This window comes from Streptomyces sp. NPDC051921, assembly GCF_040680975.1.
Taxonomy (GTDB): Bacteria; Actinomycetota; Actinomycetes; order Streptomycetales; family Streptomycetaceae; genus Streptomyces.
In genome coordinates this window covers 25,514-46,785 of the sequence record NZ_JBFAXU010000041.1, presented here as the reverse complement: position 1 = coordinate 46,785, position 21,272 = coordinate 25,514, and the positions used below count along the sequence as shown (strand labels likewise).

Below are 21,272 nucleotides of genomic sequence, written 5' to 3'. Positions count from 1 at the left end.
CGCCCGGTTACATTCCGAACCCGGAAGCTAAGCCTTTCAGCGCCGATGGTACTGCAGGGGGGACCCTGTGGGAGAGTAGGACGCCGCCGAACAATTTTTAGCCTCAACCCCCGGACCTGGTCCGGGGGTTGAGGCATTTTTGCGTTCCGGAGACCCCTGTGCGGCCCGCCGTCGTGGCTGAGGGTAAGGTCATGGGGCATTGTCCAGCTCTTTCCCACAGGAGGCCCCCGGGTGGAGGTCCAGGAGACTCGCGTTCAGACGGACCGGGTCCTCACCATCCCCAACATCCTCAGCATGGCCCGCCTCGTCGGCGTGCCGCTCTTCCTGTGGTTGATCCTCCGGCCCGTGTTCGGGGGGCCCAACAGCGACGGCTGGGCTCTGCTCGTGCTCGCCCTGAGCGGCGTCAGCGACTATCTCGACGGGAAGCTCGCCAGGCGCTGGAATCAGATCAGCAGCCTCGGCCGGCTGCTCGACCCCGCCGCCGACCGGCTGTACATCCTTTCCACGCTCGTCGGCCTCACCTGGCGGGAGATCCTTCCGCTCTGGCTGACCGTGGCCCTTTTGGCACGGGAGCTGATGCTCCTGGTCGCCGTGGCAATCCTCCGCCGGCACGGCTATCCGCCGCCGCAGGTGAACTTCCTCGGGAAAGCTGCCACTTTCAACTTGATGTACGCGTTCCCGTTGCTACTGCTCAGTGACGGAACCAGCTGGCTCGCGTCACTCGCTGAAGTTTTCGGGTGGGCCTTCGCCGGATGGGGTACAACTCTGTATTGGTGGGCAGGGATCCTCTACGTGGTCCAGGTCCGTCGACTCGTGAAGGCGGATCCCGCGGCCGATTGAGCCCGTCCCTCCGTCCGCCGAGCAACGACGCCGGCAGGAACGAGGACGTCCGAGGGCCATTGAACGGAAGGGTGAAGTCGGCAGGACCGTCGTCTCTTCAAGGAGGACGCTTCCGACATGAAGGCCGTCGTGATGGCCGGTGGCGAAGGCACGCGCCTGCGCCCCATGACCTCGAGCATGCCCAAGCCTCTTCTGCCGGTGGTCAACCGGCCGATCATGGAGCATGTCCTGCGACTGCTCAAGAGGCACGGTCTCAACGAGACCGTCGTCACCGTGCAGTTTCTCGCCTCCCTCGTACGGAATTACTTCGGGGACGGGGAAGAGCTCGGAATGGAGCTCACCTATGCGAACGAGGAGAAGCCGCTCGGCACTGCGGGGAGTGTGAAGAATGCCGAGGAGGCGTTGAAGGACGACGCCTTTCTCGTCATCTCGGGTGACGCACTCACCGACTTCGACCTCACCGATCTGATCCGCTTCCACAAGGAGAAGGGCGCCCTCGTCACGGTCTGTCTGACCCGGGTGCCCAATCCGCTGGAATTCGGCATCACCATCGTGGACGAGGGAGGCAAGGTCGAACGATTCCTGGAGAAGCCGACCTGGGGGCAGGTCTTCTCGGACACGGTGAACACGGGCATCTACGTCATGGAGCCCGAGGTCTTCGACTACGTCGAGGCCGACGTTCCGGTCGACTGGTCAGGTGACGTCTTTCCGCGCCTGATGAAGGACGGCAAGCCCATCTACGGCTATGTGGCCGAGGGCTATTGGGAGGACGTGGGCACGCACGAGAGCTACGTCAAGGCCCAGGCCGATGTCCTGGAGGGCAAGGTCCAGGTCGAGATCGACGGCTTCGAGATCTCCCCGGGGGTCTGGGTGGCCGAAGGCGCGGAGGTGCATCCCGACGCCGTGCTGCGCGGGCCGCTGTACATCGGCGACTACGCCAAGGTGGAGGCCGACGCGGAGATCCGCGAGCACACCGTCATCGGATCCAACGTCGTCGTCAAGAGTGGTGCCTTCCTGCACAAGGCCGTCGTCCACGACAACGTCTACATCGGGCAGCAGAGCAATCTGCGGGGCTGCGTCATCGGGAAGAACACCGATGTGATGCGGGCGGCCCGGATCGAGGACGGCGCCGTCATCGGGGACGAATGCCTGATCGGTGAGGAATCGATCGTGCAGGGCAATGTACGGGTCTACCCGTTCAAGACGATCGAGGCCGGCGCCTTCGTCAACACCTCCGTGATCTGGGAGTCCCGCGGACAGGCCCATCTGTTCGGGGCGCGCGGGGTCTCCGGCATCCTCAACGTGGAGATCACGCCCGAACTGGCCGTGCGGCTGGCCGGCGCGTACGCCACCACGCTGAAGAAGGGCGCGACCGTGACCACCGCGCGTGACCACTCGCGTGGTGCGCGGGCGCTCAAGCGGGCGGTGATCTCGGCGCTGCAGGCCAGTGCCATCGACGTACGCGACCTGGAGAACGTACCGCTGCCGGTGGCACGGCAGCAGACCGCGCGGGGCAGCGCGGGCGGGATCATGGTGCGGACCTCGCCGGGTGTGCCGGACTCCGTGGACATCATGTTCTTCGACGAGCGCGGCGCCGACCTGTCGCAGGCCGGGCAGCGCAAGCTCGACCGGGTCTTCGCGCGTCAGGAGTACCGGCGGGCGTTCCCCGGGGAGATCGGCGACCTCTCCTTCCCGTCCAGTGTCTTCGACTCGTACACGGGCTCGCTGCTGGGGAACGTGGACACCTCCGGGATCGCCGAGGCCGGTCTGAAGGTGGTCGTCGACGCGTCCAACGGCAGCGCGGGCCTCGTCCTGCCCAGCCTGCTCGGACGGCTCCAGGTGGACTCGCTGACGATCAACCCGGGCCTCGACGAGGCGCGGCCGACCGAGTCGGCCGAGAGCCGGCGGGCCGGCCTGGTGCGGCTCGGGGAGATCGTGGCGTCGGCGCGGGCCGCGTTCGGCGTGCGCTTCGACCCGGTCGGCGAGCGCCTCTCGCTCGTGGACGAGCGCGGCCGGATCATCGAGGACGACCGGGCGTTGCTCGTGCTGCTCGACCTGGTGGCGGCCGAACGCAGGTCGGGCCGGGTGGCGCTGCCGGTGACGACCACCAGGATCGCCGAGCAGGTGGCCGCCTATCACGGCACCCAGGTCGAGTGGACGACGACCTCGCCGGACGACCTGACCCGGGTCGGCCGGGAGGAGTCGACGATCTTCGGTGGTGACGGGCGCGGCGGCTTCATCGTGCCGGAGTTCAGCAGCGTCTTCGACGGGGCCGCGGCGTTCGTCCGGTTGATCGGACTCGTGGCGCGGACCCAGCTCACGCTGAGCCAGATCGACGCGCGGATCCCGCGGGCCCATGTGTTGCGGAGGGACATCGCGACGCCCTGGGCGGTCAAGGGGCTCGTGATGCGCCGGGTGGTGGAGGCGGCCGGGGACCGGTTCGTCGACACCACGGACGGTGTGCGGGTCGTGGAGGCCGACGGGCGCTGGGTGATGGTGCTGCCCGACCCGGCGGAGGCCGTCACCCATCTGTGGGCGGAGGGACCGGACGACACCTCCGCGCAGGCTCTGCTCGACGAGTGGTCGGCCGTGGTGGACAGCGCAGGTCAGTAGGCGGGCGGGGACGCCCGAGCCGGATGGGCCGGGAGGCGCCCGTGTGCGCCTCCCGGCTCTTCGGTGGGGCCATTCGGCGGTACGGCGTGCGACGTGCGACGATGAGCGGCATGTCGCAGCAGCCCCCCGTTCGGAGCACAGGAACGCCACCTCCGCGTCCGGACGCGTCCATGTCGCTGCTGAACAACGTGATCGACCACGCCCTGGACGACGGATACGCGGAGGCCTCGGCCCGGCGCGCGGCCGAGGGCGGCGGTATGCCGCGTACGGTCCGCGCGAAGCTCGGCCTGGCGGCCGGCCTGGTGCTCGCGGCGGCCGTGGTGACGCTCGGAGCGGCCGAGGCGCGGGTGTCCGCGCCGGTGGTGGCCAAGGAGCGGCAGGACCTGATCGACCGGATCGACTCGGAGACCTCCGCGGCCGACAAGTTGGAGCAGGACGTCGAGCGGATCCGCGACGAGGTCGGGGAGCGGCAGCGCAAGGCGCTGGAGGAGCACGGCGGCGACCAGGCCGAGGTGGTGGCGGTGCTCTCCGGGGCGACCCCCGTGCACGGGCCGGGCGTGAAACTCGTCGTGGACGACGCCAAGGGCACCGACACGGGCGGCGGCGGCCCCCGCGAGAGCAGCGGTTTCTCGGACACCGGGCGGGTGCGCGACCGCGACATGCAGCGCGTGGTCAACGGCCTGTGGGAGTCGGGCGCCGAGGCGGTCGCGATCAACGGGCAGCGGCTGACGGCGCTGTCGGCGATCCGGGCCGCGGGCGACGCCATACTGGTCGACAACAAGCCGCTGGTGCCGCCGTACACGATCCTCGCCATCGGCGACGGACAGCGGCTGAGCACCGCGTTCCAGGACAGCGCCGACGGGCAGTACCTGCACGCGCTGCAGGAGAACTTCGGGATCCGTACCAGCATCTCGGCGGAGGGTGACGTGCGTCTGCCGGCCGCGCCGAGCCTGACCGTACGTACAGCAGAGCCGAGGGGAGCCGGGGCGGCCAAGGCCACCGGGCAGGCCACGGCCGACACAGGGAAGGGCACATCTTGATCGCCGTACTGGGCCTGATCGTGGGAGTCGTGGTCGGACTGTTGGTCCGGCCCGAGGTTCCGGCGGTGGTCGAGCCCTATCTTCCGATCGCCGTGGTCGCCGCCCTCGACGCGGTCTTCGGCGGACTGCGCGCCATGCTCGACGGCATCTTCGTCGACAAGGTCTTCGTGGTGTCGTTCCTGTCGAACGTCGTCGTGGCCGCCCTGATCGTCTTCCTCGGCGACAAGCTGGGCGTGGGCGCGCAGCTGTCGACCGGTGTCGTCGTCGTCCTCGGCATCCGGATCTTCTCCAACGCCGCCGCCATCCGGCGGCACGTGTTCCGGGCGTGAGGCCGATGAGCGAGAACGAGAACCGGGACGAGAACGAGAACCGCACCGAGAATCGGACCGGGAACGAGAGCCGGGCCGAGAACGTAGGCGAGAACAACCCGGTACAGGTGCCGGACGAAGACGGTACGGTCGGGCCGGCCGAGCGGCCGGAGTCGCCGCAGCCGCCGCCGGCGCGTCCGGAGGACCAGCCGCCGCTGCGCGCTCCGGGACAGCCGCAGGCCGGCCCGGCCGGTGCGCCGCAGGAGCCCGGTCAGTCGCAGCCGCGGCCCCAGGGCCCCGTTCGTCCGGCTCGGCCGGAACCCCAGGCCCGGCCGCAGGGCCCGGCGCAGGCCGGTCAGCCCCGGCCCGAGCCGCAGGGGCCGGGTCGGCCCCCGCAGGGGCAGCGGCCTCCGGGGCCGGGGCGCCCACAGGCTGCCCCGCAGGGGCAGCAGCCGCAGCCGCAGGGTCCGCAGCCGGGACAGTCCCGGCCCGTGCCGCACGGGCAGGGCGGGCCTCGGCCTCAAGGGCAGCCGCAGCCGCAGTTCCGGCCGCAGGGGCAGCAGCCCCCGGGACCGGGGCAGCCGGGACCTCGTCCGCAGGACCGGCCGCAGCAGGGTCAGCCGCAGCCGGGTCGGCCCCAGCCTCCCGGGCGGCCCCAACCGCAGGCCCACGGGCGGCCGCAGCCGCAGCCGGTGCCTCAGCCCGCGCCCCCGCAGGCTGCCGCGCCGAAGGCCGAGTCCGGTGGCTCCGGGCGGCAGCGGTTGGCCGCCAGTCTGTGGCCGCCGCGGGTGAGCAGGGCTCAACTCGTCGTCGCGCTGCTGCTGTTCGTGCTCGGTCTCGGGCTCGCGATCCAGGTCCGGTCGACGAGCGACAACAGTGCGCTGCGGGGCGCGCGCCAGGAGGACCTGGTGCGGATCCTCGACGAGCTCGACGACCGCACCCAGCGCCTTGAGGACGAGAAGACCCGTCTGGAGAAGCAGCAGTCGGAGCTGGAGTCCAGCTCCGACCAGGCCGAGGAGGCGCGCAAGCAGACCCAGGAGAAGGAGCGGCAGCTCGGCATCCTGGCCGGTACGGTCGCCGCCGAGGGCCCCGGGATCACGCTCACGATCACGGATCCGTCCGGCTCCATCGAGTCGGACATGCTGCTCGACGCCATCCAGGAGCTGCGCGCGGCCGGTGCGGAGGCGATCCAGGTGAACGACGTGCGCGTGGTGGCGGACAGCTATTTCTCGGGCAGCGGACGCGATATGCGCATCGATGGAACGCAAGTGACCGCTCCGTACGTCTTCAAGGTCATCGGCAAGCCGGAGGATCTCGAGCCCGCGCTCAACATCCCCGGCGGCGTCGTCCAGACACTGGAGAAGGAGCAGGCCACGGCCACGGTGCAGCGTTCCGGGAAGATCGTCGTCGACGCCTTGCGGCCTGCGAAGCGGCCTGACTACGCTCAGTCGTCCTCGCAGTGAGGCGGGACTGGATGACGGTCACGCGGCAAGGGCATGACCTTGCGGGGGGTCGCCGCACCACAAGGGTGGTGCGTGGTGGAAACTGTCGAGTGGCTACGGACGTTGTGAAGATGTCCGGGTCGGCAGGTGTGTTCAGTCAGGGTTCGTCCTGCCCCACGGGCGGGTCTGTTTCGGTCAAGGGGAATCGCCCGTGAAGTTGTTTTCGAAGTTGTTCGGCAAGAGCGGACGCGAGGACGGCGGCAACGCCAAGCACCGCGCGCCGCGCCACGCCCAGAGTGAGGAACAGGGCGCCGAGCGCCCGCTCTTCCGTGACGAGGTCGCCGGCCAGGGTGGCGACATTCCGGGCGCGTCCTCTGTTGACCCTGCCGGTGCCGCGCGCATAGGTTTCGGAGAACCATCAACCTCAAGTACGGGTGGAGGGTTCGCCCCCGATCCGTATGCGACCCAGACCTCCGCGGGGCAGCCGCGGCAGGAGGACGCGTCCATGCCGGTGTGTACGAGGTGCGGTCACCGTAATACGGCGGACAGCCGGTTCTGCTCCCACTGCGGCGCGCCGCTGCGGGGCGGAGTCGTGCCGGAGCGTGCTTCCGAGACGACCTCGACGATCTCCATCTCGGGGCTCGAGGCCTACGACGCCGAGGTCACCGGCCAGATCCCGTCGCTCTCGCCCGAGGCCCTCGCGGCCGTGGAGGCGCTGCCCGTCGGCGCCGCGCTGCTCATCGTGCGCCGCGGTCCGAACTCGGGCAGCCGCTTCCTGCTGGACGGCGAGCTGACCACGGCCGGCCGCCACCCGCAGAGCGACATCTTCCTCGACGACGTGACCGTGTCGCGTCGCCACGTGGAGTTCCGGCGCCAGCAGGACGGCACCTTCACGGTGTCGGACGTCGGCAGCCTCAACGGCACCTACGTCAACCGTGAGCCGATCGACTCGGTCGTGCTCTCCAACGGTGACGAGGTGCAGATCGGCAAGTACCGGCTCGTGTTCTTCGCGAGCCAGCGGGGCGTGTGACGCCCCGGAGAACCTTCAGGGAAGGTCCATGCTGCGTACACCGACGGGCGGTGCCGGCCTCGGCACCGCCGCCGCGGGCGACGCACTGGTCAGCATCGGCACGGTGCTGAGCCAGCTGCGCGACGAGTTTCCCGAAGTGACCATCTCCAAGATCCGGTTCCTGGAGGCCGAGGGGCTCGTGGAGCCCCGGCGGACGGCCTCCGGGTACCGGAAGTTCAGCCCGCAGGACGTGGAGCGGCTCGCCCAGATCCTGCGGATGCAGCGGGACCACTACCTCCCGCTCAAGGTCATCCGTGAGCACCTGGACGCCCTTGCCCGGGGTGAGCAGGTCGCCCTGCCCGCGCCGAGCCCCCAGCGCGACCTGCTCGACGGGGCCTGGGACACGGACGGCGGCGACCGGCCCACGGCGGCCCGGCTCGGCCGGGCCGAGCTGCTGGCCGCGGCGGAGGTCACCGAGTCGGAGCTCGCCGAATGGGAGTCCTACGGGCTGATCGGCCAGGCGGACGGCGGGGGCTACGACGCCGAGACCGTGACCGTCGCCAAGCTGGTGGCGGATCTGGGGAGATTCGGTCTGGAACCCCGGCACCTGCGGGCCGTCAAGGCCGCGGCGGACCGGGAGGCCGGCCTGGTCGAGCAGATGGTGGCACCGCTGCGCCGGCACCGGAATCCGCAGACCAGGGCCCATGCGGAGGCCACCGCCAAAGAGCTCGCCGGACTCTCCGTGCGGCTCCACGCGGCACTGGTCCAGACCGCGCTCGGACTCCGTCTGCAGTGATCTCCGGACGGCCCGACTACCCAAACCGGTCGGGCACGTCCTAGGGTTGCTGTGTGAACGAGCTCGACGTTGTGGGTGTCCGGGTGGAAATGCCCTCCAACCAGCCGATCGTGCTCCTGCGTGAAGTGGGAGGCGACCGGTACCTCCCCATCTGGATCGGACCGGGGGAGGCGACCGCGATCGCCTTCGCCCAGCAGGGCATGGCCCCGGCCAGGCCGCTGACGCACGACCTCTTCAAGGACGTGCTCGAGGCCGTGGGGCAGGAGCTCACCGAAGTCCGCATCACGGATCTGCGTGACGGGGTCTTCTACGCCGAGCTGGTCTTCGCCAGCGGCGTCGAGGTGAGCGCTCGGCCGTCCGACGCGATAGCGCTGGCGCTGCGCACGGGATCGCCGATCTACGGCAGTGACGGTGTGCTCGACGACGCGGGGATCGCGATTCCGGACGAGCAGGAGGACGAGGTGGAGAAGTTCCGCGAGTTCCTCGACCAGATCTCCCCGGAGGACTTCGGGACCAGCAACCAGTAGGCCGGCGGTCGGTGGTCGCCGGGCCGCCCGTGGTCGGGCGGCGCCTGGCGGTGCCCTCGGAGCATTCGAGTAGCCGTTCCCCGGAGTGGGATACGGGAAACCACTCTCAGGGTGATTATCACTCGGCGTGCCGAGTGTGGCGATCGTTGACGCACCCCGAGTGACTGCCTACCTTCGTGTGGGCAGGTCAAGGACGGAGGGTCGGCGTGATGAGCAGCGGCGACGGTACGGCAGGGGGCTTCCTGGGGCGTGCCCCCGGGGAGAGTGGCCCGTATCCGCTTCACGGCAGTGTGGGCGACCTCGGTGCGGACGCGAGCGCGGGTTCGGACGTGGGGTCGGACGCCGTCGGCTACCGCGGACCCACGGCCTGCGCGGCGGCCGGCATCACGTACCGCCAACTGGACTACTGGGCGCGCACGGGTCTGGTCGAGCCGAGCGTGCGGCCCGCGTACGGCTCCGGGACGCAGCGGCTTTACAGTTTCCGTGACGTCGTCGTTCTCAAGATCGTCAAGCGTTTCCTCGACACCGGGGTCGCGCTGCAGAACATCCGGGCCGCCGTGCAGCACCTGCGGGCCCGTGGCTTCCGCGATCTGGAGCGGATGACGCTCATGAGCGACGGTGCCACCGTCTACGAGTGCTCGTCGCCGGACGAGGTCGTCGACCTGCTCCAGGGCGGCCAGGGCGTCTTCGGGATCGCCGTGGGCGTGGTGTGGCGGGACGTCGAGGCGGCGCTGTCGCAGCTGCACGGTGAGCGCGTGGACACCGGAGAGACGTTGATCGGGCACAACCCGGCGGACGAGCTGGCGCGGCGGCGCAGGGACCGCGCGGTCTGATCGCCGCCGATTGTCAGTGCCGTAGGGCAGCATCGGACGTGTGAGAGCCGCGCCCACGATCCTCCATCTCGACATGGATGCCTTCTTCGCCGCCGCCGAGCAGGCGTCGAAGCCCAGCCTGCGGGGAAAACCCGTGGTCGTGGGCGGCCTCGGGCCGCGCGGAGTGGTCGCCACCGCGTCGTACGAGGCGCGCCGCTTCGGTGTGCACTCCGCGATGCCGATGGGACAGGCGCGCCGCCTCGCGCCGAACGCGGCCTATCTGGTGCCGCGCTTCACCTTCTACCGGGCGATCAGCGGGCAGGTCATGGAGCTGCTCGGCCGGCTCTCGCCGCTCGTCGAGCCGCTCAGCCTGGACGAGGCCTTCGTCGACCTGGAGGCCGGGGGCGTGGCCGACGACAGCGCGAGCGCGCGGGCGGCGGGGGAGAGGCTGCGCCGGGACATCCTGGCCACGACCGGGCTGACCGGGTCGGTCGGGCTCGCCGGGTCGAAGATGTTGGCGAAGATCGCCTCCGAGGAGGCCAAGCCGGACGGGCTCGTGCTCATCGAGCCGGGGACGGAGCGCGAGCTGCTGGGGCCCCGTTCGGTGCGGATCATCCCCGGGATCGGCCCGGCCACGGGGGAGCACCTGCGGCGGGCCGGGATCGTGACCGTGACGGACGTGGTGGAAGCGGGGGAGGACGAGCTCGTACGGCTCCTGGGGCGCGCGCACGGGTCCTCCCTGCACCAGATGGCCCTGGGGCACGACGACCGGCCCGTGGTGGCCGAGAGGGACGCCAAGTCGGTGTCGGTCGAGGACACCTTCGACGTGGACCTGCACGACCGGCTGCGGATCCGGCTGGAGGTGGAGCGGCTCGCGGAGCGGTGCGTCGCGCGGTTGCGCGGCTCGGGCCACTCGGGGCGGACGATCGTCCTGAAGGTGCGGCGGTACGACTTCTCGACGCTGACGCGGTCCGAGACGCTGCGGGGGCCGACGGACGACCCGGTGGTGGTGCGCGAGGCCGCCGGGCGGTTGCTGGAGCTGGTGGACACGACGGGCGGGGTGCGGCTGCTCGGCGTCGGGGTGAGCGGGCTCGCGGACTACACCCAGGAAGACCTGTTCGCGCAGGCGGAGGCGCGGGAGGCGGCGCTCGGGGGCGAGGGGGAGGCCACCGGACCGGCGGGCCCGGAGGAGCCCGACGTCGCCGCCGCGCCGGCGCCCCCGACGGCCACGGAGACCGCCGAGCGACGCTGGGCCGCCGGGCACGACGTGCGGCACGCGGTGTACGGGGCCGGGTGGGTGCAGGGCAGCGGCCTCGGGCGGGTCACCGTCCGCTTCGAGGAGCCGACGTCCGCGCCGGGCCGTGTCCGGACGTTCCCGGTCGACGACCCGGACCTGTCGCCGTCGGACCCGTTGCCGCTGGTCCCGGGCGGGGAGACGGGGGCGGCGGCCTAGTGCCGCCCCCGGGCCGTGCAGGGCTCCGTGCCGCCATGCCGGGCTCCGTCCGGGGCATGCCGGGCTCGGACTGGTGTGACCCGAAGGGCTTGGCCCTGGCACTGCTCGGCTAGATGTCCTCCTGGCCCGCCAGGCGACCGAAGTCCCTGGGGGTGTCCTGGGGCGGTGGCGGGAGGGCCATGCTGTAGTGGCGGTAGAGCTGGAGCTCCTGTTCCGGGGAGAGGTGGCGTCCCACGCCGAAGTCGGGGGCGTCCTTGATGAGGGCGCGGTCGTACGGGATGTGGAGGGCGTCGTTCACGAAGTCGCTCGGCTCCAGGGGGACGAAGGCGTCCCGGCTGAACAGGCCGGTGCGTACGGCGGCCCATTCGGGGACTCCCGTCGCGTCGTCCAGGTACACCTCGTCCACGGTGCCGATCTTGTGTCCGTTCCGGTCGAACGCCTTGCGGCCGATCAGGCTGCGCGGATCGATGTCGGTCTGCACGGTCCCTCCAACTGGTCGCAACTGCTCTACAAGCACTACGAAAGTGCACATCTGGGATGTCGGCCACTTGAGCGATGGAAGAAGGAACGGCGCTGGTAGGCTGGCTGTGGCTGTCGACCCCGCGCGGGAGAGTCCTCCGGAGGAATCCTCACGGAGGCGCCGAAGGAGCAAATCCTCCCCGGAATCTCTCAGGCCCCTGTACCGCGCGGACGAGGTCACTCTGGAAAGCAGGGCGGGCGTCGACGGCGATCCGCTCTCACCGACGGTGAAAGCCGGCCCACCGCGAGGCGGGGCCGGTGAAGCTCTCAGGTTTGGATGACAGAGGGGGAGGCCGTCCGGGCACCCGCGCCGTGGTGCCCCTCGCAGGTCGTGACGACCAGGAGGCCCCCGTACATGACCGCCAACCGCATTCCGCTCTCCGAGCTCGAGCAGGGTATTCCCTTCGAGCAGCGGCACATCGGACCCGACGCCGAGGCGCGGGCCAAGATGCTCGCCCAGGTCGGTTACGGCTCCCTCGACGAGCTCACGGCCGCCGCCGTTCCGGACGTCATCAAGAACGCCGAGGCCCTGGCGCTCCCGGCGGCCCGCACCGAGGCCGAGGTGCTCGCAGAGCTGCGCGCGCTGGCCGACCGCAACCAGGTGCTCGCTCCGATGATCGGGCTCGGCTACTACGGGACCTTCACGCCGCCGGTCATCCTGCGGAACGTCATGGAGAACCCGGCCTGGTACACGGCCTACACGCCGTACCAGCCGGAGATCTCCCAGGGCCGTCTGGAGGCGCTGCTCAACTTCCAGACCATGGTCGCCGACCTGACCGGCCTGCCCACCTCGGGCGCCTCCCTCCTCGACGAGGGCACCGCCGCCGCCGAGGCCATGGCGCTCTCCCGGCGCGTGGGCAAGGTCAAGAACGGTGTCTACCTGATCGACGCCGACGCGCTGCCGCAGACCATCGCCGTCATCGAGACCCGCGCCGAGCCGACCGGCGTCGAGGTCGTCGTCGCCGACCTGAGCGCCGGCATCCCCGCCGAGATCGCCGAGCGCGGCGTCTTCGGTGTGCTGCTCCAGTACCCGGGTGCCTCCGGTGCCATCCGTGACATCAAGCCGGTCATCGACCAGGCCCACGAGCTCGGTGCCGTCGTCACCGTCGCCGCCGACCTGCTCGCCCTGACGCTGCTCGCCTCGCCCGGCTCGCTCGGCGCCGACATCGCCGTCGGCACCACCCAGCGCTTCGGTGTGCCGATGGGCTTCGGCGGTCCGCACGCCGGCTACATGGCCGTCCAGGACAAGCACGCCCGCTCCCTGCCCGGCCGCCTCGTCGGCGTCTCCGTCGACTCCGACGGCAACAAGGCCTACCGCCTGGCCCTGCAGACCCGCGAGCAGCACATCCGCCGCGAGAAGGCCACCAGCAACATCTGTACCGCTCAGGTGCTGCTCGCCGTCATGGCCGGCATGTACGCCGTCTACCACGGCCCCGAGGGGCTGAAGGGGATCGCGCAGCGGACCCACCGCTACGCCGCCGTCCTCGCCGCCGGGCTGCGCGCCGGGGGCGTCGAGCTCACCCAGGGCGCCTTCTTCGACACCCTCACCGCCCGCGTCCAGGGCCGCGCCGACGAGGTCGTCGCCGCCGCCCGCGAGGCCGGTGTCAACCTCTACCGCGTCGACGCCGACCACGTGTCCGCCTCCTGCGACGAGACCACCACGCGCGCCCAGCTGGCCGCGGTCTGGTCCGCGTTCGGCGTGACCGCCGACATCGAGGCCCTCGACGCCGTCACCGAGGACGGGCTGCCCGGTGACGCGCTGCGCACCGACGCGTACCTGACCCACCCGGTCTTCCACGCGCACCGCTCCGAGACCTCGATGCTGCGCTACCTGCGCAAGCTGGCCGACCGCGACTACGCGCTCGACCGCGGCATGATCCCGCTCGGCTCCTGCACCATGAAGCTGAACGCGACCACCGAGATGGAGCCGGTGACCTGGCCCGAGTTCGGTCAGATCCACCCGTTCGCGCCGGTCGAGCAGGCGCAGGGCTACCTCACGCTCATCACCGAGCTGGAGGAGCGCCTCGCCGAGGTCACCGGCTACGACAAGGTGTCGATCCAGCCGAACGCCGGCTCCCAGGGCGAGCTGGCCGGTCTGCTCGCCGTCCGCGCCTACCACCGCGCCAACGGCGACCTGCAGCGCACCGTCTGCCTCATCCCGTCCTCCGCGCACGGCACCAACGCCGCCTCCGCGGTGATGGCCGGCATGAAGGTCGTCGTCGTCAAGACGGCGGACGACGGCGAGGTCGACGTCGAGGACCTGCGTGCCAAGATCGAGCAGCACCGCGACGAGCTCGCCGTGCTGATGATCACCTACCCGTCCACGCACGGTGTGTTCGAGGAGCACGTCGCCGACATCTGCGCGGCCGTGCACGAGGCCGGCGGCCAGGTGTACGTCGACGGCGCCAACCTGAACGCCCTGGTCGGCCTCGCCAAGCCGGGCCACTTCGGCGGCGACGTCTCGCACCTGAACCTGCACAAGACCTTCTGCATCCCGCACGGCGGCGGCGGCCCCGGCGTCGGTCCGGTCGCGGTCCGCGCGCACCTCGCCCCGTACCTGCCGAACCACCCGCTGCAGCCGACGGCCGGGCCCGAGACCGGCGTCGGTCCGATCTCGGCCGCTCCGTGGGGCTCCGCGGGCATCCTGCCGATCTCGTGGTCGTACGTGCGCCTGATGGGCGGCGAGGGCCTCAAGCGCGCCACCCAGGTGGCCGTGCTCGGCGCCAACTACATCGCCAAGCGCCTCGAGCCGCACTACCCGGTGCTGTACACGGGCCCCGGCGACCTGGTCGCGCACGAGTGCATCATCGACCTGCGCCCGCTCTCGAAGGAGACCGGTGTCAGCGTCGACGACATCGCCAAGCGCCTGATCGACTACGGCTTCCACGCCCCGACGATGTCGTTCCCGGTTGCCGGCACGCTGATGATCGAGCCCACCGAGTCCGAGGACCTCGGCGAGATCGACCGCTTCTGCGACGCGATGATCGCCATCCGCGGCGAGATCGAGAAGGTCGGCTCCGGTGAGTGGCCCGCCGACGACAACCCGCTGCGCAACGCCCCGCACACCGCGGCGGCGCTCGGCGGCGAGTGGAACCACGCGTACACCCGCGAGGAGGCCGTCTTCCCGGCCGGCGTCTCGACCGCGGACAAGTACTGGCCGCCGGTGCGCCGTATCGACGGGGCCTTCGGCGACCGCAACCTGGTCTGCTCCTGCCCGCCGCTGGACGAGTACGACAACTGAGTCCAGGCATGACGTGAGGGCCGGTTCGGAGATCTCTCCGGGCCGGCCCTCGGCGTTCCTCGTGCCCCGCGGCGACGTTCCGTCAGGCCGCCGTCGTCACCCGGGCCGCCGTCAGCGGGCGGTGCGGGGCGATGATCTGCCCGTCCGGCAGCAGCTCACCGGTGTCCTCGAAGAGCAGGACCCCGTTGCACAGCAGGCTCCAGCCCTGCTCCGGGTGGTGCGCCACGAGTCGGGCGGCCTCCCGGTCGGCGGAGTCGGCGGTGGGACAGGCAGGCTGGTGCTGGCACATGGGTGGATTCTTTCGCTGCGTCGTGGTGGATGTCCTGCGGCTCTTCGTAGGCATGGCCGCCCCCGTCGGTCGGTTCGGTTCCGGTCCCAGTCTTGCCTCACGGACGGCGTTCCGCAGGTATTTCGCGGCAGCTCGTCCTCTCCCGGGAAGACGCATCACCCGCAGGGGCGGTTCAGGTCAACTGCACCATCTCTTCGGGGGGTTCGGGGTGGTCCCAGCGGGCTAGTCCGAACGGGACCCCGCTCGGACAGCCGTGCGCCCCGGGGCCGATCCGGTCCCGGGGCGCACGCGGGTGCGGTGGATCAAGCGGGTGCCGGGGAGCCGAGCAGCGGCGGCGGGGCGAGCCGCAGACCGATCACCGGCAGGAGGTCGGAGACCCGGTACGCGCGGTCGGCGGCGATTCCGGGCGGCGCGGGGGCGAGCGGGACCAGGAGGTCGTCCGGTCCGGGCTCGGTGGTGGCGCCGTCCGCCCCCGTGTCGCTGTGCAGCCAGAGGGTCAGCATGTACAGCTCCGGTACGGAGAGCAGCCGCGGCTGGTACGGGGTGACCAGCGCCTCGGCCTGCATCAGGGCCCGCTCGGTGGCGGTGACGTAGGGGCCCTCGAAGAAGTGCGAGAAGGACCAGCCGTCGGGGGTGAGCATCGTGTCGCCGGCGGCGATCGCACGGTCCCCGTTCCTGATCAGGAAGCGCCAGCCGGCCAGCCGGGTGCGGGGTGGCTGCTGCCCTGTCGCGGCCGCCGCTCCGGGGGCGCCAGGACTGCTGGGCAGCGCGAGGACGTGCACGGGCAGGGGGAGTTCGGGGCTCAGCGGTCCCTGTGCGGCCCGCAGGGCCGGGGTGCGGGGTTCACGGACCGCCGAGGGCGAGCCGAGGGCCGCGAGGACACTGCGGAGAGCCGGCGCGGGGGCCGGGGAGGGTCGGAGCATGATGGGTCGCCTCTCACTCAGGAGACACGGTGACGCGTGGGCAGGTACGACGGCGCTGTCAGCGACGGGGCCAGAGAGGGGGGCCATGGGTGCATGGCCGTGCGCCAACACTCTGCCTCGTGCGCGGAGTTTATACGACACGTGTTCACACAGTGTTTCCGGTAGACGGCCCCTATATTCCTGACAAGGCGTCATCCGGTCGTATTTCCCAGGAGATTCTGTGGAATGCGAGCGTCCACCGGAACGTCTGCCTGCACTTTCCGTGGAGGGTCGGTCGGCCGAATCTCACCCCCACCCCACGGGACAATATGACATTGGTATATGTCGATTGACCGATGCCCTCGGGGACTGCCCCTGGAGAAAGCCGGTCCAGACTATCCGCCCACACCTCGGTTTCGCAGGCGTTGTCGATCAGTGGGCTGGGCATCATCGTCCGTGACGCTCGCGGCCGTCGTGGCGGCTGCCCACTGGGAGGGACGCTCGATGGGGGAGAAGGTCGTGGCCGACGGGTTCGGCCCGTCCGACCGGCAGCGCTACCGCCGAAAGCTCCAGCAATGTCTCGCCGCCCTCGCGCGGCTGCTCGCGGAGAAGCGGTTCGACCGGCCCCGCAATCTCATGGGCCTGGAGATCGAACTCAATCTCGCGGGTGAGGACGGGCTGCCCAGGATGCTGAACGCTCCGGTGCTCGACCGCATCGCGAGCTCCGATTTCCAGACCGAACTCGGAATGTTCAACCTGGAGGTGAACATCACTCCGCACCGGCTCGGCGGCCATGTATTCGACCGGCTCGCGGAGGAACTCCGCACCGGCCTCGGATATGCCGACCGCAAGGCCGGGGAACTCGGCGCCGGAGTCGTGATGATCGGCATCCTGCCGACCCTCACCCAGGACGACGCGGTCTTCGCCAACCTGTCCGCCGCCGACCGCTACACACTGCTCAACGACCAGATCCTCGCCGCCCGCGGAGAGGACTTCACCCTGGACATCCACGGCGTCGAGCGGCTGCTGTGCACCTCCGCCTCTATCGTGCCCGAGGCCGCCTGCACCTCGGTCCAGCTGCACCTCCAGGTGACGCCGCCCCGCTTCGCCGCCGTGTGGAACGCGGCCCAGGCGATCGCCGGTGTCCAGATAGCCGTGGGCGCCAACGCGCCCTTCCTCTTCGGCCGGGAGCTGTGGCGCGAGTCCCGGCCGCCGTTGTTCACGCAGGCCACCGACACCCGGCCGCCCGAGCTCCAGGCCCAGGGCGTGCGCCCGCGCACCTGGTTCGGCGAGCGCTGGGTCGACTCGGCGTACGACCTCTTCGAGGAGAACCTGCGCTACTTCCCGGCCCTGCTGCCGATCTGCGAGGAAGAGGACCCCCTGCGCGTCCTCGACGAGGGCGGGGTGCCCCGGCTGGCGGAGCTGGTCCTGCACAACGGCACCGTCTACCGTTGGAACCGCCCGGTGTACGGCTGGGTCGACGGCGTGCCGCACCTGCGGGTCGAGAACCGGGTGCTGCCGGCCGGTCCCACGGTCACCGACGTCGTCGCCAACGCCGCCTTCTACTACGGTCTCGTCCGGGCGCTCGCGGAGGAGTCCCGGCCGCTGTGGAAGCGGATGGACTTCGCGGACGCCGAGCACAACTTCGACACCGCGTGCCGCCACGGCATCGAGGCGGAGCTGCGCTGGCCCCGGGCGGGCCGCTCCGGAGGGGTCACGACCGTGCCCGCCGTGCGCCTGGTCCTCGACGAGCTGCTCCCGATGGCAGCCGCCGGGCTCGACGCCTGGCACGTCGAGCCGCGCGACCGGGACTTCTACCTGGGTGTGATCGAGGAGCGCTGCCGCCGGCGGGTCAACGGGGCATCCTGGCAGGCCGACACCTTCCACCGCGCCCTCGACTCCGGCCTGGACCGCCCGGCGGCCCTCGCGGCCACCACCCGCCGCTACCGCGAGCTGATGCTCACCGGGGAGCCGGTGCACACCTGGCCCGTGGGGCTCGACGGCGGTTCCCCGGCCGCGTAGGTAGGGTTCCCGTACCCGGCAGGCGATGGGGAATGGGAGACAGGTGTGGTGTCGGAGCAACGAGTGATGGACGCTTCCCTGCCCCCCGACGGCCTGCCGCGCCGGATCCTGCGCTCCGAGACGCTGATCGTGCTCGCGCTGTCGCTCGGCGCGAGCGCGGTCTCGTCCCTCATCAGCTTCATCGGCTCGCTGACCAGGCCGGGCGCCCTGAAGGAGCAGGCGGCCACGCTGAACGGCTCGTACGCGCCCGGGCGCCCCTGGCTCGACCTCGCGTGGCAGCTCTTCGGCATCGCGAGCGCCCTCGTGCCGGTCGCGCTCGTCGCGCACCTGCTGCTGCGCGAGGGCGCCGGCGTACGGGGACTGCGGGCGATCGGCTTCGACCGCACCCGGCCGTGGCCGGACCTGGGACGCGGGGCCCTGGTGGCGGCCGGGATCGGCAGTGCCGGCCTGGCCTTCTACCTGGCGGCGCGGGCGGCCGGGTTCAACCTGACCGTGGTGCCCGAGTCGCTGCCGGACGTGTGGTGGAAGTACCCGGTCCTGATCCTGTCGGCGATCCAGAACTCCGTCGTGGAGGAGGTGATCGTCGTCGGCTATCTGCTGCGCAGGCTCGACCAGTTGGGCTGGTCCCCGAAGGCCTCGCTCGCCGCGAGCTCGGTGCTGCGCGGCTCCTACCACCTCTACCAGGGCATCGGCGGCTTCGTCGGCAACATGGTCATGGGCGTGGTGTTCGTGTGGCTGTACCGGCGCTGGGGGCGGGTGGGACCGCTGGTGGTCGCGCACGCCCTGCTCGACATCGTGGCCTTCGTCGGCTACGGGCTGCTCGCGGGGAAGGTGGGCTGGCTGCCCACCGTCTGAGCACGGGACCCGGGAGAAGGGGCGTACGGCACCGGCCGTACGCCCCTTCCGCGTCTGCGCGTACCTCTCAGGCGTGCAGCTCGCCGTCGATGACGGTGACCGCGTGCCCGTTGAGGAGGGTGCGGTCACCGCGCAGGCGGGTGCGGACCAGGCCGGTGCGGGCACCGCCCTGGAAGCCGGTCAGCTCGTCGCGGCCGAAGCGGGCGGACCAGTACGGCGCGAGCGCGGTGTGGGCGCTGCCGGTGACCGGGTCCTCGTCGATGCCGACGGCGGGGAAGAAGCCGCGCGAGACGAACTGGTACGCACCCTCGGGGTCGTCCGCCACGGCGGTCGCGATGACGCCCCGGTCGGACAGGGCGGCGAGCCGGGCGAACTCCGGGGCGAGTCCGCGGACGGTCGCCTCGTCCTCGAGCTCGACGATCAGGTCGCCGATGTGGGCGGCGGTGTCGTGGACCGCGACGGGCTCGGCGCCCAGCGCCTTGGCGAGGCCGTCGGGCGCGGGGACCGCGGTCAGCCCGGAGGTCGGGAAGTCGAGGGTGATCGTGCCGTCCTCCTCGGCCGTGGCGACGAGGATCCCGCAGCGGGCGGCGAAGCGCACGGTGCCGGTGGCGATGCCGCTGCTGTGCAGGACATGGGCCGTGGCGAGGGTGGCATGGCCGCACATGTCGACCTCGGTGGTGGGGGTGAACCAGCGCAGCGCCCAGTCGGCCTCGCCGCCCGGCGGCAGCGGGTGGGCGAAGGCGGTCTCCGAGAGGTTGACCTCGGCGGCCACCTTCTGGAGCCAGGCGTCCTCCGGGAAGGAGTCGAGGAGCAGGACTCCGGCCGGATTGCCGGAGAAGGGCCGGTCGGTGAAGGCGTCGACGATTCGAATCCGCATGGCACGGGACCGTACCCGAGCGGCGAAAGCGCAGGCCAAGGCCAATTCGGGATGTCTGGACCGCTCTCCGGGCCGCCGGCTTCCGGGCGGACGGCAGTCGGCGTGTTGCTCACCGAACAGTTCCGATATATCGTTGAGGCATCGCGACAGTTCAACGATGGAATCCCGATGGAAGGAGCGTTGCGATGCGTACCTACGGACACGAGCACGGACACGGCCCGGGAGCCGGACGCGGACCGTGCGGACCCGGCCCTCGTGGTGACTTCGAAGGACGGCGCGCCGCCTTCGGCCCCTTCGGGCCGGGGTTCGGCGGCGGCCCCTGGGGCGGTGGCCCCTTCGGCGGCCGGGGGCGCGGCGGTGGTCGCGGCCGGGCGCGGCGCGGGGATGTGCGCGCCTCGATCCTGGCCCTGCTCAAGGACCGCCCGATGCACGGCTACGAGATGATCCAGGAGATCGTCGAGCGCAGCGGCGGCGCCTGGAAGCCCAGTCCCGGTTCGGTCTACCCGACCCTCCAGATGCTGGAGGACGAGGGTCTGATCGCCAGCGCGAGCGAGGGCGGAAAGAAGCTGTTCACCCTCACCGACGCCGGGCGCGAAGAGGCCGGGGCGGGGCCGGAGGCCCCCTGGGAGGAGGCCGGTCGCGGCGTCGACTGGGACGCCGTGAACGAGATCCGGCAGGCCGGCTTCGGCCTGATGGAGGCCTTCGGTCAGGTCTGGAAGACGGGCAGCGCCGACCAGCGGCAGAAGGCCGTCGAGGTCATCAACGAGGCCCGCAAGAAGCTGTACCTGATCCTGGCCGACGAGCACTGAGGCCGGAGCGACGGCGAGGGGCCCCGCGGCGATCCGCCGCGGGGCCCCTCCCGTACGGAGCGCCGGTCAGGCGACCAGGCCGGCCAGCTTGCGCAGGGACTCGGTCAGCGCCGCCGTCGCCGAGTCCTTCAGCTTGCCCGCCATCAGGGAGACGGCCGCACCCGTGAACTCCCCGTCGATCCGCACGGTGGTGGCCCCGCCGTCGGCGCTGAGGGAGTAGCGCGTGCCGACGTTGACGCCCATCGGGCCCTTGCCCCGGATCGCGAGGACCCGGCCGGTCTCCAGCTCCTCCACCGTCCAGGTCACCTCGGCGGGGAAGCCCATGAGCTTCATGTTCTCCGCGAAGGTGGCACCGGCCTCCAGCGTGGCCGGGCCGCCGTTCGGGAAGTTGGTGTGGGTGGCGTTCCACTCCCCGTACGAGGTGAAGTCGGTGAGCTGCGCCCACACCTTCTCGGCCGGTGCCTCGATCCGTGCCTCCGCGCTGACTTCGGCCATGGGAACACCCCTTCACGCGTACCAGTCGGGCTTTCGGTGTCGCGGAACGTAGCCGCAGCGGCGTGAACATTCAATACTGATGAACCGTCAGTTCTGCGGTCTCGCCGTCGACGCCGTCGATCCACCAGATCCGCGCGGAGTCGAACCCGTCCGACGCGCGCGGCCCGCCGCCCTCGTCGTGACAGTGGAACGCGGCCCAGAAGAGATCGGCCCGCAGCGCCTCCCGCGGCGCGTACACGCGGTAGACGTACTGCCGCCCGTCGAGCGCGAGCAGGGCCACCATCCAGAACATGCCCGGAAGACGATACGGGGCGGGGTCGTGGTTGCGTACGGGGCGCATGGCAAGGCGGCGCGCGCCCCTTGGGGGGAACTCGCGCGATCTCATCCGTAAGGAGGAGCAACCGCGCGCCCGTGCCCACCTCC

At 71.1% G+C, this 21,272-nt stretch carries 20 protein-coding genes, 1 rRNA gene and 1 riboswitch; of the genes, 15 read left to right on the top strand and 6 right to left on the bottom strand.

Annotation, left to right across the window (positions count from 1 at the left end; genetic code table 11):
- The 11 genes from rrf to AB0M16_RS35275 all read left to right on the top strand — a co-directional run.
- Positions 1-92, top strand: a 5S ribosomal RNA gene (gene rrf / locus AB0M16_RS35325); the annotation flags it as partial.
- A gap of 139 nt (positions 93-231) precedes the next feature.
- Entirely contained in the window at positions 232-840 is a 609-nt protein-coding gene (locus tag AB0M16_RS35320; RefSeq protein WP_365350463.1) for a CDP-alcohol phosphatidyltransferase family protein, read from the top strand.
- A gap of 117 nt (positions 841-957) precedes the next feature.
- Positions 958-3,453: a mannose-1-phosphate guanyltransferase gene (locus tag AB0M16_RS35315; RefSeq protein ID WP_365350461.1), complete on the top strand. Its 2,496-nt coding sequence runs from the start codon at positions 958-960 to the stop codon at positions 3,451-3,453.
- Positions 3,454-3,563: 110 nt separating this feature from the next.
- Complete coding sequence (locus AB0M16_RS35310; protein ID WP_365350459.1) at positions 3,564-4,493, top strand: DUF881 domain-containing protein; 930 nt, start codon at positions 3,564-3,566, stop codon at positions 4,491-4,493.
- Positions 4,490-4,822 carry a small basic family protein gene (locus tag AB0M16_RS35305; RefSeq protein WP_015032176.1) on the top strand — a complete coding sequence of 111 codons (333 nt, stop codon included), beginning with the start codon at positions 4,490-4,492 and terminating at the stop codon, positions 4,820-4,822. The genes AB0M16_RS35310 and AB0M16_RS35305 overlap by 4 nt, the downstream gene beginning before the upstream one ends.
- Positions 4,823-5,493: 671 nt before the next feature.
- Positions 5,494-6,264 carry a DUF881 domain-containing protein gene (locus AB0M16_RS35300; RefSeq protein WP_365350457.1) on the top strand — a complete coding sequence of 257 codons (771 nt, stop codon included), beginning with the start codon at positions 5,494-5,496 and terminating at the stop codon, positions 6,262-6,264.
- An 82-nt stretch (positions 6,265-6,346) separates the two neighbouring features.
- The gene (locus tag AB0M16_RS35295) at positions 6,347-7,273 is read left to right on the top strand and encodes an FHA domain-containing protein (protein WP_365350471.1); all 927 of its coding nucleotides are present in this window, start codon (positions 6,347-6,349) and stop codon (positions 7,271-7,273) included.
- Positions 7,274-7,301: 28 nt separating this feature from the next.
- Positions 7,302-8,048 carry a MerR family transcriptional regulator gene (locus AB0M16_RS35290; RefSeq protein WP_365350455.1) on the top strand — a complete coding sequence of 249 codons (747 nt, stop codon included), beginning with the start codon at positions 7,302-7,304 and terminating at the stop codon, positions 8,046-8,048.
- 53 nt (positions 8,049-8,101) lie between these two features.
- Entirely contained in the window at positions 8,102-8,575 is a 474-nt protein-coding gene (locus AB0M16_RS35285; protein WP_365350453.1) for a bifunctional nuclease family protein, read from the top strand.
- Between the two features lie 209 nt (positions 8,576-8,784).
- On the top strand, positions 8,785-9,408 hold the full coding sequence (locus AB0M16_RS35280) for a MerR family transcriptional regulator (RefSeq protein WP_365350450.1): 624 nt from the start codon (positions 8,785-8,787) through the stop codon (positions 9,406-9,408).
- 40 nt (positions 9,409-9,448) lie between these two features.
- Positions 9,449-10,840 (top strand): DNA polymerase IV, encoded by a 1,392-nt coding sequence (locus AB0M16_RS35275; protein WP_365350448.1) that lies wholly within the window; start codon positions 9,449-9,451, stop codon positions 10,838-10,840.
- A 109-nt stretch (positions 10,841-10,949) separates the two neighbouring features.
- Here AB0M16_RS35275 and AB0M16_RS35270 read toward each other — a convergent pair whose 3' ends face one another.
- Positions 10,950-11,321 (bottom strand): PRC-barrel domain-containing protein, encoded by a 372-nt coding sequence (locus tag AB0M16_RS35270; RefSeq protein WP_365350446.1) that lies wholly within the window; start codon positions 11,319-11,321, stop codon positions 10,950-10,952.
- A 114-nt stretch (positions 11,322-11,435) separates the two neighbouring features.
- Positions 11,436-11,535: riboswitch (glycine riboswitch) on the top strand.
- Positions 11,536-11,714: 179 nt separating this feature from the next.
- On the opposite strand from AB0M16_RS35270, the gene gcvP reads away from it, so the two are divergent.
- Positions 11,715-14,600, top strand: a complete 2,886-nt coding sequence (gene gcvP / locus AB0M16_RS35265) for an aminomethyl-transferring glycine dehydrogenase (protein ID WP_365350444.1) — start codon at positions 11,715-11,717, stop codon at positions 14,598-14,600.
- A gap of 82 nt (positions 14,601-14,682) precedes the next feature.
- On the opposite strand, the gene AB0M16_RS35260 is transcribed toward gcvP, so the two are convergent.
- Both AB0M16_RS35260 and AB0M16_RS35255 read right to left on the bottom strand, forming a co-directional pair.
- Positions 14,683-14,889: a DUF5999 family protein gene (locus AB0M16_RS35260; RefSeq protein ID WP_365350442.1), complete on the bottom strand. Its 207-nt coding sequence runs from the start codon at positions 14,887-14,889 to the stop codon at positions 14,683-14,685.
- A 302-nt stretch (positions 14,890-15,191) separates the two neighbouring features.
- Positions 15,192-15,812: a hypothetical protein gene (locus AB0M16_RS35255; RefSeq protein ID WP_365350440.1), complete on the bottom strand. Its 621-nt coding sequence runs from the start codon at positions 15,810-15,812 to the stop codon at positions 15,192-15,194.
- Between the two features lie 483 nt (positions 15,813-16,295).
- Here AB0M16_RS35255 and AB0M16_RS35250 point away from each other — a divergent pair, with 483 nt between their 5' ends.
- Positions 16,296-17,813, top strand: a complete 1,518-nt coding sequence (locus tag AB0M16_RS35250; RefSeq protein ID WP_365350469.1) for a glutamate--cysteine ligase — start codon at positions 16,296-16,298, stop codon at positions 17,811-17,813.
- Between the two features lie 66 nt (positions 17,814-17,879).
- Positions 17,880-18,668, top strand: a complete 789-nt coding sequence (locus AB0M16_RS35245) for a CPBP family intramembrane glutamic endopeptidase (protein ID WP_365350438.1) — start codon at positions 17,880-17,882, stop codon at positions 18,666-18,668.
- Positions 18,669-18,735: 67 nt separating this feature from the next.
- Here AB0M16_RS35245 and AB0M16_RS35240 read toward each other — a convergent pair whose 3' ends face one another.
- Positions 18,736-19,545: a PhzF family phenazine biosynthesis protein gene (locus AB0M16_RS35240; RefSeq protein WP_365350436.1), complete on the bottom strand. Its 810-nt coding sequence runs from the start codon at positions 19,543-19,545 to the stop codon at positions 18,736-18,738.
- 185 nt (positions 19,546-19,730) lie between these two features.
- Between AB0M16_RS35240 and AB0M16_RS35235 the strand changes: the two genes are divergently transcribed.
- Entirely contained in the window at positions 19,731-20,354 is a 624-nt protein-coding gene (locus tag AB0M16_RS35235) for a PadR family transcriptional regulator (RefSeq protein WP_365350434.1), read from the top strand.
- 66 nt (positions 20,355-20,420) lie between these two features.
- On the opposite strand, the gene AB0M16_RS35230 is transcribed toward AB0M16_RS35235, so the two are convergent.
- Together AB0M16_RS35230 and AB0M16_RS35225 are read right to left on the bottom strand one after the other, a co-directional pair.
- Positions 20,421-20,849 (bottom strand): SRPBCC family protein, encoded by a 429-nt coding sequence (locus AB0M16_RS35230; RefSeq protein WP_365350432.1) that lies wholly within the window; start codon positions 20,847-20,849, stop codon positions 20,421-20,423.
- A gap of 70 nt (positions 20,850-20,919) precedes the next feature.
- A complete protein-coding gene (locus tag AB0M16_RS35225) occupies positions 20,920-21,141 on the bottom strand; it encodes a hypothetical protein (protein ID WP_365350429.1) in 222 nt (73 codons plus the stop codon).
- Positions 21,142-21,272: the final 131 nt, after the last annotated feature.

Coding starts and splice junctions, on each gene's coding strand:
- AB0M16_RS35315 (WP_365350461.1), top strand. CDS start 958: ATGAAGGCCGTCGTGATGGCCGGTGGCGAAGGCACGCGCCTGCGCCCC.
- AB0M16_RS35310 (WP_365350459.1), top strand. CDS start 3,564: ATGTCGCAGCAGCCCCCCGTTCGGAGCACAGGAACGCCACCTCCGCGT.
- AB0M16_RS35290 (WP_365350455.1), top strand. CDS start 7,302: ATGCTGCGTACACCGACGGGCGGTGCCGGCCTCGGCACCGCCGCCGCG.
- AB0M16_RS35280 (WP_365350450.1), top strand. CDS start 8,785: ATGAGCAGCGGCGACGGTACGGCAGGGGGCTTCCTGGGGCGTGCCCCC.
- gcvP (WP_365350444.1), top strand. CDS start 11,715: ATGACCGCCAACCGCATTCCGCTCTCCGAGCTCGAGCAGGGTATTCCC.
- AB0M16_RS35260 (WP_365350442.1), bottom strand. CDS start 14,889: ATGTGCCAGCACCAGCCTGCCTGTCCCACCGCCGACTCCGCCGACCGG.
- AB0M16_RS35255 (WP_365350440.1), bottom strand. CDS start 15,812: ATGCTCCGACCCTCCCCGGCCCCCGCGCCGGCTCTCCGCAGTGTCCTC.
- AB0M16_RS35250 (WP_365350469.1), top strand. CDS start 16,296: ATGGGGGAGAAGGTCGTGGCCGACGGGTTCGGCCCGTCCGACCGGCAG.
- AB0M16_RS35245 (WP_365350438.1), top strand. CDS start 17,880: ATGGACGCTTCCCTGCCCCCCGACGGCCTGCCGCGCCGGATCCTGCGC.
- AB0M16_RS35240 (WP_365350436.1), bottom strand. CDS start 19,545: ATGCGGATTCGAATCGTCGACGCCTTCACCGACCGGCCCTTCTCCGGC.
- AB0M16_RS35235 (WP_365350434.1), top strand. CDS start 19,731: ATGCGTACCTACGGACACGAGCACGGACACGGCCCGGGAGCCGGACGC.
- AB0M16_RS35230 (WP_365350432.1), bottom strand. CDS start 20,849: ATGGCCGAAGTCAGCGCGGAGGCACGGATCGAGGCACCGGCCGAGAAG.
- AB0M16_RS35225 (WP_365350429.1), bottom strand. CDS start 21,141: ATGTTCTGGATGGTGGCCCTGCTCGCGCTCGACGGGCGGCAGTACGTC.